The organism is Glaciecola sp. 2405UD65-10 (assembly GCF_048820975.1).
Classification (GTDB): domain Bacteria; phylum Pseudomonadota; class Gammaproteobacteria; order Enterobacterales; family Alteromonadaceae; genus Glaciecola.
Window position 1 is genome coordinate 2,413,657 of sequence record NZ_JBMEUF010000001.1, and the last position, 14,994, is coordinate 2,428,650.

Sequence of the window (14,994 nt, forward strand, 5' to 3'; positions counted from 1 at the left end):
TATACTGTTATAAAACAGTAGCTTGCTAAAAATAAAGTTCACAGAGTATCGTGAATACACATAATAAAAAGGGAAATTACAATGAAACACACCATGTTGAAAATAGCAGTCACCGCAGCAGCGGTATCTGCTGCGTTAAGCTGTAATAATGTATTTGCACAAACAGAAGAAGAAACCGTTGAGCGAATTAGCGTTACCGGCTCATTAATTAAGCGAACCGATATGGCGGGTCCATCGCCTCTTACGTCAATTGACGCAGAGCAAATAGCCAATACCGGTGTTACCGATTTAATCAGCTTATTCACTAAATTGCCTATTTCAGGCCAAGGTACCTTTTCTACACAAGGTAACAGTTCAGATGACACCGCAAATGGTGGCTCTAGTGTTTCCTTAAGAGGCTTAGGGGCTGATTCAACCTTAATATTAATTAACGGACGCCGTGTATCGGTTTCACCTTTTGCAAAAGGGATAGATACTGCTTTTGTTGATATTAACAATATTCCGCTTTCAGCCATTGCCCGTGTTGATATATTAAAAGACGGCGCATCAGCTACCTATGGTTCAGACGCAATAGCCGGGGTTATTAACGTTGTATTAAAAGATGACTTTGAAGGCGCTGAAATATCAGCTAAATATGGCTCTACTGCTGATGGTGGCGGTACAGAGCAAAACGTAAGTATTATTTGGGGCGCCGGAACCGACGACTTCAAGCACACATTTATACTCGATTACTTTGATCGTGAAGAAGTACTGTATGCAGATAGATCATACTCACGTTCAGCCAACCAAGCGGCCCTGCGCCCTAACGATCCAGATGCGGTAGATTTTAGAAGTTCAGCGGGTATCCCAGGTACAATTGCGCTTCGCTCTGATCCAACGGCACGTATTGTTGACGAGTTTGGCAATGACACCTGCGCACCAGAAGACATAGACCGCGCAGCAAATATATGCCGCTATGATTATGCGCCAGTAATGACCATGGTACCTGATGCAGAACGCTTTAGTTTTAACTATTTAGGGCGCTACGAAATTAATGACTCGCTACGCGCATTTATTGATTTTAACGGACAAAACGCAAAATCTACTGTGCGCGGTGCAGGTAGCCCAAGTTTTGACGAGCTATTTATGGATGGTGACAACGCCAATCATCCTTTCGCAGATGACCCAAGCAGTATTTATTACCAGCAAGACTTAACTATGCGACGCCGTACGGTGGATATTGGTAATCGTGAAAAACGTGTTGATACTGATTACTACCGCACTATTTTAGGTTTAAGTGGCGAATTTGATACTTGGAACTGGGAAGCAGCATACAGCTATATTAAAAGTGAATCAGTAGAGCGTGGTGTAGACGGTTTTCCTAACTCTCGCCGTGTTCAAGAAGCCATTGATAGCGAGTTATGGAACCCGTTTGAACCCTCATCAAATTCACAAGAGTCTTTAGACTTTATTGAAACCACCACTACCCGTATAGGTAAATCAACGAATCGTACTGTAGATGCAACGATTTCTGGCCCTATTATGGAAATAGCGGGTGGCGATATTATGCTTGCTCTAAAAGCGGAGTATCGTGAGGAATCAATTAGTGATAATCCTGATGATCAGTTTTTACGCGGCGAAGTATTTGGTACAGAAGCCACGCAAGCAAATGGACAGCGTGATAGTACCGCAATTGCGGCAGAATTTGCGATTCCAGTGCTAGACGAACTTGAAGTACAGTTTGCGGTTCGCCACGAAGATTACAGTGATTTTGGTACTACTACCGATCCAAAAGTATCTTTCTTATGGGCACCTTTAGAAAATGTATCATTCCGTGGTTCATACGGTACCGCATTTAGAGCGCCTTCATTGCATCAATTAGGTTTAGGCAGAACTGACGAATCACCTAACCTCGTCGACACAATACGTTGTAATGCCGTTGATATTGCTTGCCAACCTCAAGAATATACGGCGGTGTTTGCAGGTAACCCTGACTTAGGTCCAGAAGAGTCTAGCAGTTATAACTTAGGTGTGATTTATGAAGTAACTGAAGATTTAGATTTCTCACTTGATTACTATAGCTATGATATTGAAAACATTATTGATTCAGATACGCAGTTTGTACTCACTAACTTTGGTAATGACTCAAGCATAGTAGAGCGTATCCCAACATCTAACCCATCTGATCCAGGCGAAGTTGTTCAAATTTTTGATTCATTCCAAAACATTGGCGACTTAGAAACCACTGGACTTGATTTAGACTTAGGTTACCGCTTAAGTAATGACATGGGTGACTTCAAGTTTGGTTTTGTGATGAACTACGTTCTTAAGTTTGAAGAATATCGCCCTGACGCAAGTGGCGGAAAACGTTTGAACTTACAAGAAGGTGAGTTTGAGCAGCCAGAAGTTCGTCATACCACCTCACTTGACTGGATGAAAGATGATATAAGCGCTACGCTTGCTATTAACTATATAGGTGAGTTTGATGGCGATGCTGATTCAGGCTTTGGTGACAAAACCATTGATGCGATGACTACCGTTGATGTGGTGGTGAACTACCGTGGTATTGAAAATACGACCTTAACTGTAGGTGCAACAAACTTGTTCAACGAAGAACCACCGTTTAGCCATCATGAATTTGTTGGCTTTGTTCAGTCGGTTCATAGTGGTCAAGGGCGCTTCTTATATGCGCAAGCTACCTATAAGTTTTAATAACGTAAGTATGTAACTTAAACAATAATAAAAAAGGAGATTTATACGTAAATCTCCTTTTTTTTCGCTCAATTTATTCAGTAATGGTATTTAGCAATAGCCTTGTCTTACATATGTTTCTGCATAAATGTATCAATGGCTTGCATCGCTTTTAGTCGGGTTTCAGCGCTGCTCAAACTATGATCGCCTTTTTCTAATTTTACAAATGTGACATCTTTTTCAGCATCTTCTAGCTCATCAAACATATCATCTGATTGTTGCCATGGCACTACTTTGTCGTAGCTTGAATGCACCAGCAAAACGGGGGCTTTTACTTTGCTTGCATGATTAATAGGTGATATCGCATTTAGATGGTCTTTATCAAACTTGCCACCGGCCATTACGTCATCCCAATATGCGATTACCCAATGATTTCTTCCGTACGATGCGCGTTCTGAACGTAGCATTTGTGGCAGGTCAAACACGCCATTAATAGCAATTACGCATTTATATAGGTCAGGGGTAAATACCGCACCAGCAAGCGCTGCATAGCCACCATAACTGGCACCAACAATACATACCTTCGAGGGGTCTATAACACCCATACTCGCCAGATGTTCTACGCCGTCACTTAAATCGTCCTGCATTTTTCGGCCCCATTCACCACGTCCAATAAGAGTATGACGCGCACCAAACCCTGTAGACCCTCTAAACTGGGGTTGAATAACCAAATACCCCCTATTAGCAAAGTATTGAGCCAAATAATCAAAATGCATTTTGTCGTAAGATTCTGGCCCTCCATGCGGCATCATAATTGCGGGTAAGTTTTTAGCTTCTATATTTTTCGGGTAGGTCAATAGTGTAGGAATCAGCACACCGTCTCTTGCTTTGTATTCGTGTATTTTTACGTTGGCAATGCCATCAACTGGGATATTGGGGCGAGTTTTAGCTAATATTGACAATGCGCCAGCCTTATACATTAAGTAGCTTCCTGCATTGTTTTCACCATCAGCATAAAAAATTATATTTTCCCAGTCATCAGTGTAATCAACAATGCGCGAAGTAAATTCTGGCAGTGCTTTGGCAAGGCCGCGTAACCTAGCATTTAGTTTCGGTTCAAAAAATTCATACGTTGGCTTAAACCCAGCATATTGTGCGCCGTGCACCACCCGGTTTATGTCAGTGATTGGGCTTTCAACCGTCTTTTGTTCATTACTAAAAAGCGGTTCACTAATAGAGCCATCAATAAGTGAAAGCGAATAATAAGCACGTAAGCCATTTTCACCTGTTTTAGACATAACTAGGCTTTTTTGATCAGCCGCAATGCCTACAAACCCTGTAGTTATATAGTCAGTTGTTTGCTCAAACACATCTACCCACTTGCCGCTTAAATACGATTGGATAGAGTGTTTATTGCTTTTATTGTTATAGCTTTCTCGAGCAATTAGTTCATCATTAGCCCCCACGAAAAAATCAATAGTATCGCGGGTTCCTCGTTTATGAATTCTAGGGCTCGATCGTTTATCTAAACGAACCCGATACAAATTGTAGTCACCGTCTGTGTCATATGCCGGCATAAACGCATACTTTTTGTCGTGCGAAATACCCAAGACTGTACCTAATCGAGTTTGTCCAGGAGTGAGTTTTTCGCCCTTAGCAGCCATCATTTGAAAAAGTGATGACGTTGATACATTAAAGGCAAAGGCAAAACTTATTTCGTGGCGCCCATCGTACCCGCCAATCTTTTTGTTTTGTGTTACCACCATAATAAGTTTGTCTTCAGCAACAAAATAAAGCTCGTTTGGGTTGACCTCTGCTACATCTACTCCATTTATTAATTCGCCCGTTAATGCGTCAACTACCAATACTAGGTCGCGTTTACTCTTTGCGTCGGTTTGGCGAAAGGCTACATACTTGCCTGATGGAGAAACGGCATACATACTTTTGCTTTCTAAATTGCCGTAAGTACTGAAGGGGAGTTGCTGAGCTTGTGAATACAAAAAAGGTGAAACGCAAACCAAAAGAATAGTTAACAGGAGCGCACGCATATATAAATTCCATTTTATTTTTTCTACTACAGCGCTAAATCATATAACAAAAAACCCCTTTGCGGGGCTTTTTTGTTTTTGCGAATTTATACATGCTGATTTTATTTCTATGTAAATTTTCCGTTTACGATTGTACCCGCTACATTCAAATGCTGATCAAGTAAAACCGCATTTGCTTTGTAGCCAGCCTTCAAATATCCCATTTCATTGTCAATACCCATGGCTATAGCTGGATAAACAGAAGCCATACGAACCGCTTCGGTCCAGTCTAAGTGCGCAAACTTTATTGCGTTCTTCACCGCTGCATTCATATTAAGGTCAGAACCAGCCAACGAACCTTCGCTATTTGTACAGCGTCCATTTATAGCGTGTATGGTTTGCCCATCAAGCACAAAAGATTTGCTTTTAGAGCCAACTGTTGACATAGCGTCAGTCACTAAAATTGCACCGCCCTTCTGCTTAGCCGACACCGCAACTTTAAATGCAGCAGGGTGCATGTGGAAACCATCAGCAATAATACCAAACCATGAGTTCTCATTTGCCAATGCGGCCCCAACCATGCCGGGTGCTCTGCTTTGTAAAGGCGTCATTGCGTTATACAGATGAGTGAAACCACTTAAACCGGCATTAAGCGCAAGCTCGCATTCATCAAAGTTAGCGCTGCTATGCCCGGCACTAACCACTACACCTGCTTCAACAATTTTACTTATCATGCTGGGAGAAGTGAGTTCAGGCGCAATAGTAATCAGCGTTTTGCCCTTGCTCAACGACGTCACAATATCAAAACCTTCGTCATCTATGATGCAGAATTTTTCTTGCGCATGCGCGCCTTTGCGTTCTGGATTAAGAAATGGCCCCTCAAGATGAATCCCTAATATGCCATCAACGCCTTCATCTATTGCTTGAGTTACCGCAGCAATAGCTTTTCGCATTGCGTCAAAGCTATCAGTAATTAAAGTAGGGTAAATACCCGTGCTGCCATACTGGCGGTGAGCATCAGCGATTATTTTTAAGCTTTCAACACTAGGGGCTGAATTAAACATAACACCGCCTCCACCATTCACTTGTAAATCAATAAACCCGGGCGCTAAGGTTTGCCCTTTTAGGTCTAAACCAATGGGTAAATCTTTAGGCAACGAAGCTTGGGGAATAAGATCTGTAATGGTGTCATCATCAATAATAAGAGCATAGCCATCAAGTAGCGCTTCGCCATCGAATATATTGCCATTTATCACTGTTTTGATCATTTGTGGTATACCCTTAATGTCATAATCAATCTATGTTTGCCGAGGAATTTAGCTTACTTTGCCACGGTCAGAATTTGTGACCTTTAAGCCCACAAAGGATAACATTAAACTAAAGTGGCGTGACACAATTGTAATGATAAGTCATATATCAACAGGCAATTAAACGCAGCTAAGCAGCCAGCACCTAAGCGCGTAAAATTACTTAATTGTTTGCAAAAATTACACTAACCACTGGCCTAATTATGAAAAAGCATAGATAAATCAACAAATTAACTATGGAACCTATTTTGCTAGTATCCTGTAAATAGTTAAACTAGGATTTTCACATGACAGACATCGCATTTTCAGCTTACCTAGCCTTTTACGTATACTTACTTATGCTGCTACTTCAGTGGGGCATTGCTACAATAAGCAAAGCTAAGCAGGCAAACGCTGTGCCAGGTAAAATTGATGAATCGTTATCACACAGCAGTTTTATTTTTAGAGCTCATCGTACTTTTCACAACACGCTAGAGAACAGTGCATTATTTGTAGGGACAGTGCTATTTGCTTTTACTATTAATTACCAAAGCGCGTTATTTGCTATATGTATTTGGGTATATGTAAGCGCTAGGCTTGTACATATGGCCTTGTATTACGTTATTGCTACTGAAAAAAATCCTAGCCCACGCACGTACTTTTTTCTAATTGGGCTTATTGCAAACATTGTTATGCTAGGTCTGCTTGGTATGCGCTTTATATATTAATAGGTGCAAGCAGTAAGTTTTAGTGGGTTTTGCGCTACCTAATAACGGTAGGCACTAGTAAAAAAAGCTAGAAAATAGCACCGCACTGTGGTCATATAAACAATGTAATCAGGGCGGTTTACACTCTTTTAAGCAGCGTAAGCCTTGCTTAATGATGAATGCTCAATTTCACACACTCCCCGCAGTATTGCTGCAAATAACACGGTGAACCTTTTGCGCTATGTATAAGAAAAAACTTTTCTTTTTTGGTCTTGGCACGTCTTTCATTCTTTTAATTGCCTTGGCTTCCACTGCCATTTCAGCTCATTTAACGCGGCAAAACTTAGAACAAAGCACTATTGCTCAGTCTTTGTTAAGTGAGCATCAACAACTTTCGAATACCTCTTATCGCCTATTCAAACAACTCACCGATGAAATTATTTTTGGAGAAAACGCCAACCAAGCAAACGTGAGAAAAAAGCGAACAAAAATTAAAACCGCAATTACCAATATCCGCCGTTTAGAGTTGCTTCAGCGTGAGGCATTGGGGGAAGAGTCGACCATAGGAACCATTGAAGATACTGATGAACTTGAAGCCTTGATCAACAATATTATTAACAAATTTGAGAAGATTGTTGATAATAAAAACAGTGTACCCATTGCGCAAAAACAAGACTTGCGCAGCCTACTTGAAGAAAGTATCGACAATGAATTTAGAGAAGCTATTAATGCGGCGGAAAGCCGCCAAGGTAAAGTTGTTGCTAGTATTAATGCGCGAATTAACGCCTTAAATACGGCTATTGTTTGGTTTACGCTCATTTTAGGTGTATTAGTTGTGCCTTTAATCGGCTATGCATGCTATTGGTTGTTTCATCAGCTATACCAACCATTAGCACTCATCCAAGGGGCAACGAATACCATTGCTAACGGCAATTATCGTGAGCCTATTTCAGCTACTTTAGATAGCGAGTTTCAGCAATTAGCTATGTCTATTAACCAGCTAGCCAAGCGCTTACAAGAGCATGAACAGTACGAGGCGAAATCTCGCAAAGAGCTTGAATTTCAAGTAGAGCAGCGTACAAGTGAACTCACACAAGCTAATTTTCAGCTCACTAAAATTGATTCTCGGCGTCGACAATTTATTGCGGATGTTTCACATGAACTGCGCACTCCTCTAACTATAATTAGAGGAGAAGCTCAAGTTACCCTGCGAGTGAAGTCGATTTCTGAAAATGAATATAAAGACACCTTAAATGTGATTTTAAATCAAGCGATTAACTTAAGTCATTTAGTAGATAGCTTATTGCTTTTAACCCGGGCTGAAATGACGCAGTTGCACTTATCGTTGGCGAGTACCCCTATTGAACCTATAGTGGTATCTGAAGTGCACAAATGGCGAAAACTGTGTCCCAAGCGTAATATTTTGCTTGAAATACCTAGTGATACGAAACAGGTAAAAGTACGTATTGATGCACAAAGAATAGAACAAGTACTTTCAATTTTGCTAGACAACTCAAATAAATATTCGGCAAGTGGTGCCTCAATAAATGTTAGTACTTGGCATGACAGCGAACATGCGTATATTTCAGTGTCAGACTTAGGACAAGGGATAAGTGGCGCCGAAATTGAAAATATATTTGAGCGTTTTGTTCGATTTAGTAAGCACAATGAAGGTGTTGGACTCGGCTTACCCATTGCAAAAGCAATTGTAGAGGCGCACAAAGGAAACATCACCGTAAGCTCTAAACAAGGTGAAGGCTCCACTTTTACTATTTCCCTACCATTAGAAAAATAAATATGAAAATACTAATTGCAGACGATGAACTACCTCTTTTACGATTTTTGGAAAAAGGTCTAAAATCTGAAGGATATGAATGTAGTTCCGTCAATTATCTTCATGAAGTGCTTCCTTATGTGAAAAAGCACTCACCTCAAATATTGGTGCTTGATAGGCTATTTGGCGACGAAGACAGTGTATCCATTGTATCTGCTCTTAAAAGCTTACCAAATGCCCCGATGATTTTAATGTTAACCGCTTTAGACGAAGTCAGTGAACGCGTAAAGGGCCTTCAAACCGGTGCTGACGACTACCTATGTAAGCCTTTCGATTTTGATGAATTACTGGCTCGCATTCTTGCTTTAAAACGATGCGCTGTTCAACGTGCCCCTAAAAATGAAGACCTTGTTGGGATATCACAACTTACATTATATCTTGATGAACGTATTGGGAAGTTGGCCGGTAACGAACTCGCCCTTACAAAAATAGAATTTGAATTGCTGCATTATTTACTCGAAAATAAAAATAAAGTGCTATCTAGAGAGCGTATATTAAGCCGCGTATGGCAGACCTACAGTGACCCAAATACCAATATTGTTGATGTATATATAAGTCGCTTAAGAAAGCGGCTGGATGCTGATAAGAATATTGTGATTCAAACCTTAAGGGGCAACGGATATCGCTTGGGTACAAAGACCCAAGCTTCCCATGAATTGTAGACTAATTAATAGGTGAAAGAAGCTTTTCGTTTACCACCAAGTTTCGCACCCCATGGGCGTGGTCTTCATTGAAGATATTGCTTTCGCACCACTCACCCACGCTATTAATATCAACTTTTGCTACTTTGGGTCTTACGCTCCAACTAACCTGTAAGGGTGACGCTTTTTCGTTGTAAGCAGGGCCTGTGGTAGAACCTAAATACTCTACTGGTGTGCCAGTGTTACTTGGAATATTTACGGCTTGATGGTATCCATTTTGCGAAGCAACTGCTGTAACATCCGCAAAATCTAATGCGTCATCATCGTTCACAAGTACAAAAACCTGCCCTTCAACGCGCAAACCCGGATTTACAGTGCTCTCAGCCAAGCAAGCGCCAAGCGATGGACCTGGGGTAACACTTGCTGAGGAATACACGTAGTGAAGCTCGATGGTGTCTCCCACCATTAAAGAGTCGCCTTTACCTGCGCAAATATTGTTATTCGCGGGTGTGCTTTCTGACGAAGACAAACTGCCACTGTACTTAAATCCAGTTTTATGTCCTTTGCCATCACCATCACCGGCGTAAGTGGTGAATTCTCCACCTTTGTGTTCAGCATTCTTATGAAAATGAATATTGCATAAGTTCATTTGGGTTGAGGGTACCGCATAGCCAAATAAGCGCTTGTTTGCGCCTGCTTTTGCATCAATATCACGAGGCGATTGTGGGCCAAAGCCCTTGCCATCGGTGTTTTTTGCTAGCAAGGCTCGTTGCTCTTTAATCAGGCTTTTACTATGCGAACTATGATCGTCAGCCGTTGCAGGTAGGCTGCAAATACTTAAAACTGCGGCCGCAAGTGATGCGTAAAGTGGCTTTTTATTACTGCCTAACTGAGTCATACAAAATCCTTATTCACTTTTATGTTAGCTAATTTTTGCGTTTTTTTGATAGTCCTAATACTAAATACGTAAGCTGAAAAAGACTTTGCTTAAACATTAAAATAAGATTAAAAACTGTCGGAGTTTTTTACGTTGGGAAATAAAAACCTATAAAACTAGCGTGAAATCATTAACTTAAAAAGTGGCTCAATTTGTGCTATGAGCAGCCTTGCGAAAGGTGTGTATCGTTTTAGTTGAAAAACTTACTACTCTTCGCTTAAGCAATAAATTAAAAAACACTAGGATTGTGAAATGAAAAATAAATTAAGTAGCTTTTTTTCCGGCGCAGCATTAAGTGCCGCAATTTTAGCAAGTGCGGGCAGCATTCAAACCGCTCAGGCATCAGTATTATTATCGGGGTGGAACGGTTCTACTGAAAGCGGTTTTGGTCAAATTGCGATGTCAAAGAATGATGATGGCTCTAGCCGAGAGTTTACCTTTGACGAATTTAGTGACTTAGGTTTTGATAATGGCGTTAACTATTTCGGCGATACCTTTAACGGATTTTTCGTCAACAACAATGGCAACGTTACGTTTGGAAACAGTTTAAGTACGTTTACCCCGGTATCTTTTCCTACAGCGAACACGCCTATGATAGCGCCTTTTTGGGGCGATGTTGACACGCGCTGTGCCGATTGCGGCAACGTTTACCTAGGCTCACCTGACGAAAACACCATGGTAGTAACCTGGGATTCAGTAGGTTCTTTTAGTAACAATGCTGACACTACCAATACTTTTCAATTAGTATTAATTGACCGTGCAGACACAGGCGCGGGCAACTTTGACGTTGAATTTCGCTATGACGATATTAACTGGACGTCTGGTACAGCATCAAACGGTGTTCCTGCTCAGGCTGGCTATGATGCTGGTGACGGCGTAAACTTCTTTACCGTACCAGGCTCGCAAACAGAAGAAATTGCTAACATTGATACGGCCAATAGTAATACTGATACTGCCGGCTTATGGCGCTTTGCGATTAGAGAAGGTGCCTTACCAGGCGCAACACCTGAAAGCCCAATATACCCGGTTATTGATCCAAGCAATCCAACCACTTACAACTTTGAGTTTGAGATAATTGACCCTAATACGCCTATATTTATAGACCCTGATGTAGCGGTAGGTTATGACTTCATTGTAAACAACGGTCCAAATATCGCTTCAGTATTATTACCAACCGGTTTTGACGACAATTTATTTGATTTGTGGTTATGGGATATGGGTCTTGGTGACTGGTTTGATGCCAATATAGTACTTGAAGGTGGCGTAAGCTATACATTCGATTCTCCAGTTGACCGTTTCCGTATATTAGGTATTGATGTTGACAACATGCTTGATCCAACTGATGGCGAAGTATTTGTAACCGGCCTTACCTTTGATGCGGCTGGCAACATCAACATGGATCAAATTGCTATTACTGAATTTGTAGATGATGGTACAACTAATGTGAATGCCCCAAGCGCAATATTGTTAGTGCTTTCTGGTGGCTTGATGTTGTTCGTTAGAAGACGTAAGCTTCGCTAAACCAACTAGTTACATTAAAATAAAAGGGGCATAAAGCCCCTTTTTTAATGATAAGGACCGCAATTATGATAATACGTATAAAAACAGCCAAACACGCGTTAAGCGTTATTAGATTGATTATCATCGCATTAGGTATGTTAGCAATTACCCCCCTTGCTCAAGCCAAAATAGTAAGTAACAAAACATTTGGCTCGTGGAGCGTTACATGCGGACAACAAAATTGCGCTATGACCCAGCTTGTAACTGCAGATGAGGCCGCGAAACAAGTGATGCTGGGTGTGTCAGTCAACTTTGCGTTTAAAAGCAAACTGGGAAGTATGATGGTACGCTTGCCTGCTAACATAAATATGAAAGGCGGCTTAGGTATTAAGGTAGATGACAATAGCCCCATTCAGCTGCCAATATCACAGTGCAATGCGAAGGCATGTCAATCTGTTGTAGCCATTGATCAAACCTTGTTAGATGAATTTTCTGAGGGTACTGTTGCTAAATTTGCTTACGCCAGACAAAATCAACAGCAATTAATTTTGCCTATTTCTTTAACATCATTTCGCCAAGCTTACGACTATTTAGTACTGCAGCAGGCAGCGCGTCAAACCAAAAATAGCCGCAAGTAAACGTATTTAATTGTGAGAACTTAGCTACATACAAAAAGAGCGCCTCAAGGCGCTCTTTTGTTTACTGGAACATGAATATTAATCACGCTCAAATATTCGCACGTTTTTAAAATAGCTTTCCCCACTTGGACGCGATACATCGTGATCCATTACAAAGAATAGGTATTTCTTGTCGCCAGTATAAAATTGGCCTACAGGGATACTAAACTGCTGGTACTCACCACTGCCATCGTATCTATAATCTAGGCGGCCCCATAACTGCGTGCCGAATACACTAAATGTAGAATAACGTGAAATAGATGGGTCTTTATCAAATCCTATGCCGTGTATTTCACCAATAGCTGATGACTTAAATTCAAACTCTATAACCGTATTAGGTGTAACGGTATATTCTAATCTAGCTGCGCGCCAGCGGTTACCGGTCATTTTAAGCGTTGCACCGTCATCTTCTATACTAATGGTGCCCGTTTTATCTTGCCCGTAACCATAGCCGCGCATACTAATTGTATTGAAATCTATAGCCTCTACTGCTGGCTCTTCTACTGTTAGTGTGCACTCACCTTCGGCAAACAACAAAGCTGATGGAACGGCTCTTAAGCCTCCAACTTTTTGTAAAATGTAGGCGGTATCGTTATCAAACTTGATTCCTACAACACCATTTTTATGGCTTAGCACGCAGCTTTTATCAAAAAATGTTTGGCCATTATCAATAGATACGAACAAACCACTGTTATTCTGATACGACCAACTGTTAGTAGCCGCTACTATTTGGTTTTCATTTTGCGGATTAACGGCCATTTGATAAAACACACTGCCTACGGCTTCACTAATAAGTAAACTAAATGCATTGTTTGTATATTCATAAATTTCCGATTTGCCGCCCTTTGTACCTAAAAAATAAAGCTCATCTTCATACGAATATGCAGTGAAGGGGCAAAAACCATTAGGTAATGACTCAGTGAGCACGACTTCACCCGCTTCATCTAGTGCCATCATAACGGAACTCCCCTCACAGTTTGCAACATACAATAGGCCGTTGTGCTCTACCACTGAACGGAACACTTTGTTGCGCTCACCAATAATCACTGGTTCGCTGGGGTTCATTAGTGCACTATTGGTGCTAACAAGCCCACCATCTACGCCATCTCGATACGAAGTGATGCCGTTAAAATTAACTAATTGGCGAGAATAAGCGTTGCCCCAAAAGGCACCTGAACTAGGGCGGCTATCATAGTTGGTTAATACACTGGTAGTTGTTTCGGCACTAACTTCGTTGTATGAGAATAGGAAATCGTTGGCATTACTCCAAGGCGAAATAATTCCGTGCACGGTATCGCCATCTTGTAAGAGTGTCCAAGCATGCCCTTGCAAACTAGAAAATGACACCCCTTCAAATTGAGGTTCATCATTAGTCACTTCTTTTGCCATCTTTACAACGCCATTGTCCATTGCGCTTATATAAATGTTGTTATTCGTAATGGCTAGGTCAGTGGCCACTATGTTAACGGCATTATTGGTTACTTCGCGCAATTCAGACACGCCGTCATCGTTGTATACGTTTAGTTGATACACGCCCCAATAATCAGTTATCCATGTGGTGCCATTTAAATTACTTATTCCTAAAAACTTATTTAAATAACGCTGATACGGGCGGTGCGGTAATGTAGTATCAAATTCGCGTTTAGCACTTTGCTCTTTCACTAATTCATTTTCAACAAAAGCATAACGCGCGGGATAGTTACCCCAAGTGCTTCCGGTACTTATAAATACCACTTCGTTGCCGGTGTCTTCAGCTACAAAGAAGTTAACTATGTTTTTACTTCCTGTTTCAAGTAATGATTGGCTCAAGTCGCTCATATCAAATACTTGTTTTTTAGTTGCCACCAAGCTTTGTGAACCGTAATCAGCAATGCTAACTACACTGTCACTGAAGCTTTGCACTAGCTCGCTGTTGTGGGTTGTTAAATCAAGTTTATATAGCTGCGAACCACTGAAAAAATACAGCTCGTTGTTACTTTGCTTATTAAAATAAACACCTTTTATATTAGTTTCGGGGGTAATGTAAGTAGTGTGCTGATTGCTTGTATCAATGCAATCAATCTTCTGGTTTCTATTCGCTATACACATAAGTGAGCCATTTGCAGATATCGCATAAGGTTGGTCAGTTGTGCTTCTATAGGTGCTAAGCGCTATGTTAGCGGGCTCCCAACTTCCAGTGCCATCACTCACGTAAAGTGCTGTGGTAGTAATTGCAAAAAGTTGATTATTAAAGGCAGCTAAGGAAGTAACATTATAGTTACCTAAACCTTCTACAAACGGTGTCCATTGCCCTTGTTCTTGCTTCCATACCCCTGCCACGTCAGAAGATAAATAAATGTTGTCGTTGTGAACTGCTGTACTGGTGAAAGCGCCGCCGCCTCCCCATCCAATAGTTTTTACGCTAGTTTCGCTCGCTCTAGACATTTCAGTGAAAAGAAACATGTTGAGAAATACTACTATCGCTAAACCAAAGTTAATTAGACCTAAACGTTTCATGATGTAACCTATGATTTTAAAGTGATAGTGTCCGTACTGTATGAATAATGATGCTTTTCCCTATCTGGCTTTCAGCATAGATGAGTTAGCTAAGAAAGTAGGTATGCTAAAAAATACTTAAGTGGGATCTTCGCTTAGAATATTTTAGACTTTATGCTAAAAAACATGGAGCAACCTTCGAAAACAGTCACTTATGTATTTGGCTTAGCATTCACTATA

Annotated in this window: 10 protein-coding genes; 6 read left to right on the top strand and 4 right to left on the bottom strand. The window is 41.0% G+C overall.

Annotated elements, in window-relative coordinates:
* Window positions 1-81 precede the first annotated feature (81 nt).
* Window positions 82-2,691, top strand: coding sequence for a TonB-dependent receptor (locus ACOI22_RS10775; protein WP_420672028.1), 2,610 nt, complete (start codon window positions 82-84; stop codon window positions 2,689-2,691).
* A gap of 107 nt (window positions 2,692-2,798) precedes the next feature.
* On the opposite strand, the gene ACOI22_RS10780 is transcribed toward ACOI22_RS10775, so the two are convergent.
* Both ACOI22_RS10780 and nagA read right to left on the bottom strand, forming a co-directional pair.
* Window positions 2,799-4,718 (bottom strand): alpha/beta hydrolase family protein, encoded by a 1,920-nt coding sequence (locus tag ACOI22_RS10780; RefSeq protein WP_420672029.1) that lies wholly within the window; start codon window positions 4,716-4,718, stop codon window positions 2,799-2,801.
* A gap of 107 nt (window positions 4,719-4,825) precedes the next feature.
* Complete coding sequence (gene nagA / locus ACOI22_RS10785; protein ID WP_420672030.1) at window positions 4,826-5,965, bottom strand: N-acetylglucosamine-6-phosphate deacetylase; 1,140 nt, start codon at window positions 5,963-5,965, stop codon at window positions 4,826-4,828.
* A 326-nt stretch (window positions 5,966-6,291) separates the two neighbouring features.
* On the opposite strand from nagA, the gene ACOI22_RS10790 reads away from it, so the two are divergent.
* The 3 genes from ACOI22_RS10790 (at window position 6,292) to ACOI22_RS10800 (ending at window position 9,186) form a co-directional block, all read left to right on the top strand.
* Window positions 6,292-6,711: an MAPEG family protein gene (locus ACOI22_RS10790; protein WP_420672031.1), complete on the top strand. Its 420-nt coding sequence runs from the start codon at window positions 6,292-6,294 to the stop codon at window positions 6,709-6,711.
* Between the two features lie 220 nt (window positions 6,712-6,931).
* The gene (locus tag ACOI22_RS10795; protein ID WP_420672032.1) at window positions 6,932-8,485 is read left to right on the top strand and encodes an ATP-binding protein; all 1,554 of its coding nucleotides are present in this window, start codon (window positions 6,932-6,934) and stop codon (window positions 8,483-8,485) included.
* A gap of 2 nt (window positions 8,486-8,487) precedes the next feature.
* Complete coding sequence (locus tag ACOI22_RS10800; RefSeq protein WP_420672033.1) at window positions 8,488-9,186, top strand: response regulator transcription factor; 699 nt, start codon at window positions 8,488-8,490, stop codon at window positions 9,184-9,186.
* A 1-nt stretch (window position 9,187) separates the two neighbouring features.
* On the opposite strand, the gene ACOI22_RS10805 is transcribed toward ACOI22_RS10800, so the two are convergent.
* Entirely contained in the window at window positions 9,188-10,063 is an 876-nt protein-coding gene (locus ACOI22_RS10805; RefSeq protein WP_420672034.1) for a delta-class carbonic anhydrase, read from the bottom strand.
* Between the two features lie 291 nt (window positions 10,064-10,354).
* Here ACOI22_RS10805 and ACOI22_RS10810 point away from each other — a divergent pair, with 291 nt between their 5' ends.
* Window positions 10,355-11,623, top strand: a complete 1,269-nt coding sequence (locus ACOI22_RS10810; RefSeq protein WP_420672035.1) for a nidogen-like domain-containing protein — start codon at window positions 10,355-10,357, stop codon at window positions 11,621-11,623.
* Between the two features lie 65 nt (window positions 11,624-11,688).
* Window positions 11,689-12,240: an invasion associated locus B family protein gene (locus tag ACOI22_RS10815; protein WP_420672036.1), complete on the top strand. Its 552-nt coding sequence runs from the start codon at window positions 11,689-11,691 to the stop codon at window positions 12,238-12,240.
* A gap of 78 nt (window positions 12,241-12,318) precedes the next feature.
* Here the strand turns inward: ACOI22_RS10815 and ACOI22_RS10820 are convergent, their stop codons facing one another.
* Window positions 12,319-14,775 (bottom strand): hypothetical protein, encoded by a 2,457-nt coding sequence (locus ACOI22_RS10820; protein ID WP_420672037.1) that lies wholly within the window; start codon window positions 14,773-14,775, stop codon window positions 12,319-12,321.
* Window positions 14,776-14,994 lie beyond the last annotated feature (219 nt).

Excerpts from the sequence above, each read along its gene's own strand:
- ACOI22_RS10775 (WP_420672028.1), top strand. The coding sequence starts at position 82 with ATGAAACACACCATGTTGAAAATAGCAGTCACCGCAGCAGCGGTATCT.
- ACOI22_RS10795 (WP_420672032.1), top strand. The coding sequence starts at position 6,932 with ATGTATAAGAAAAAACTTTTCTTTTTTGGTCTTGGCACGTCTTTCATT.
- ACOI22_RS10805 (WP_420672034.1), bottom strand. The coding sequence starts at position 10,063 with ATGACTCAGTTAGGCAGTAATAAAAAGCCACTTTACGCATCACTTGCG.
- ACOI22_RS10820 (WP_420672037.1), bottom strand. The coding sequence starts at position 14,775 with ATGAAACGTTTAGGTCTAATTAACTTTGGTTTAGCGATAGTAGTATTT.
- ACOI22_RS10810 (WP_420672035.1), top strand. The coding sequence starts at position 10,355 with ATGAAAAATAAATTAAGTAGCTTTTTTTCCGGCGCAGCATTAAGTGCC.
- ACOI22_RS10800 (WP_420672033.1), top strand. The coding sequence starts at position 8,488 with ATGAAAATACTAATTGCAGACGATGAACTACCTCTTTTACGATTTTTG.
- ACOI22_RS10815 (WP_420672036.1), top strand. The coding sequence starts at position 11,689 with ATGATAATACGTATAAAAACAGCCAAACACGCGTTAAGCGTTATTAGA.
- nagA (WP_420672030.1), bottom strand. The coding sequence starts at position 5,965 with ATGATCAAAACAGTGATAAATGGCAATATATTCGATGGCGAAGCGCTA.
- ACOI22_RS10780 (WP_420672029.1), bottom strand. The coding sequence starts at position 4,718 with ATGCGTGCGCTCCTGTTAACTATTCTTTTGGTTTGCGTTTCACCTTTT.
- ACOI22_RS10790 (WP_420672031.1), top strand. The coding sequence starts at position 6,292 with ATGACAGACATCGCATTTTCAGCTTACCTAGCCTTTTACGTATACTTA.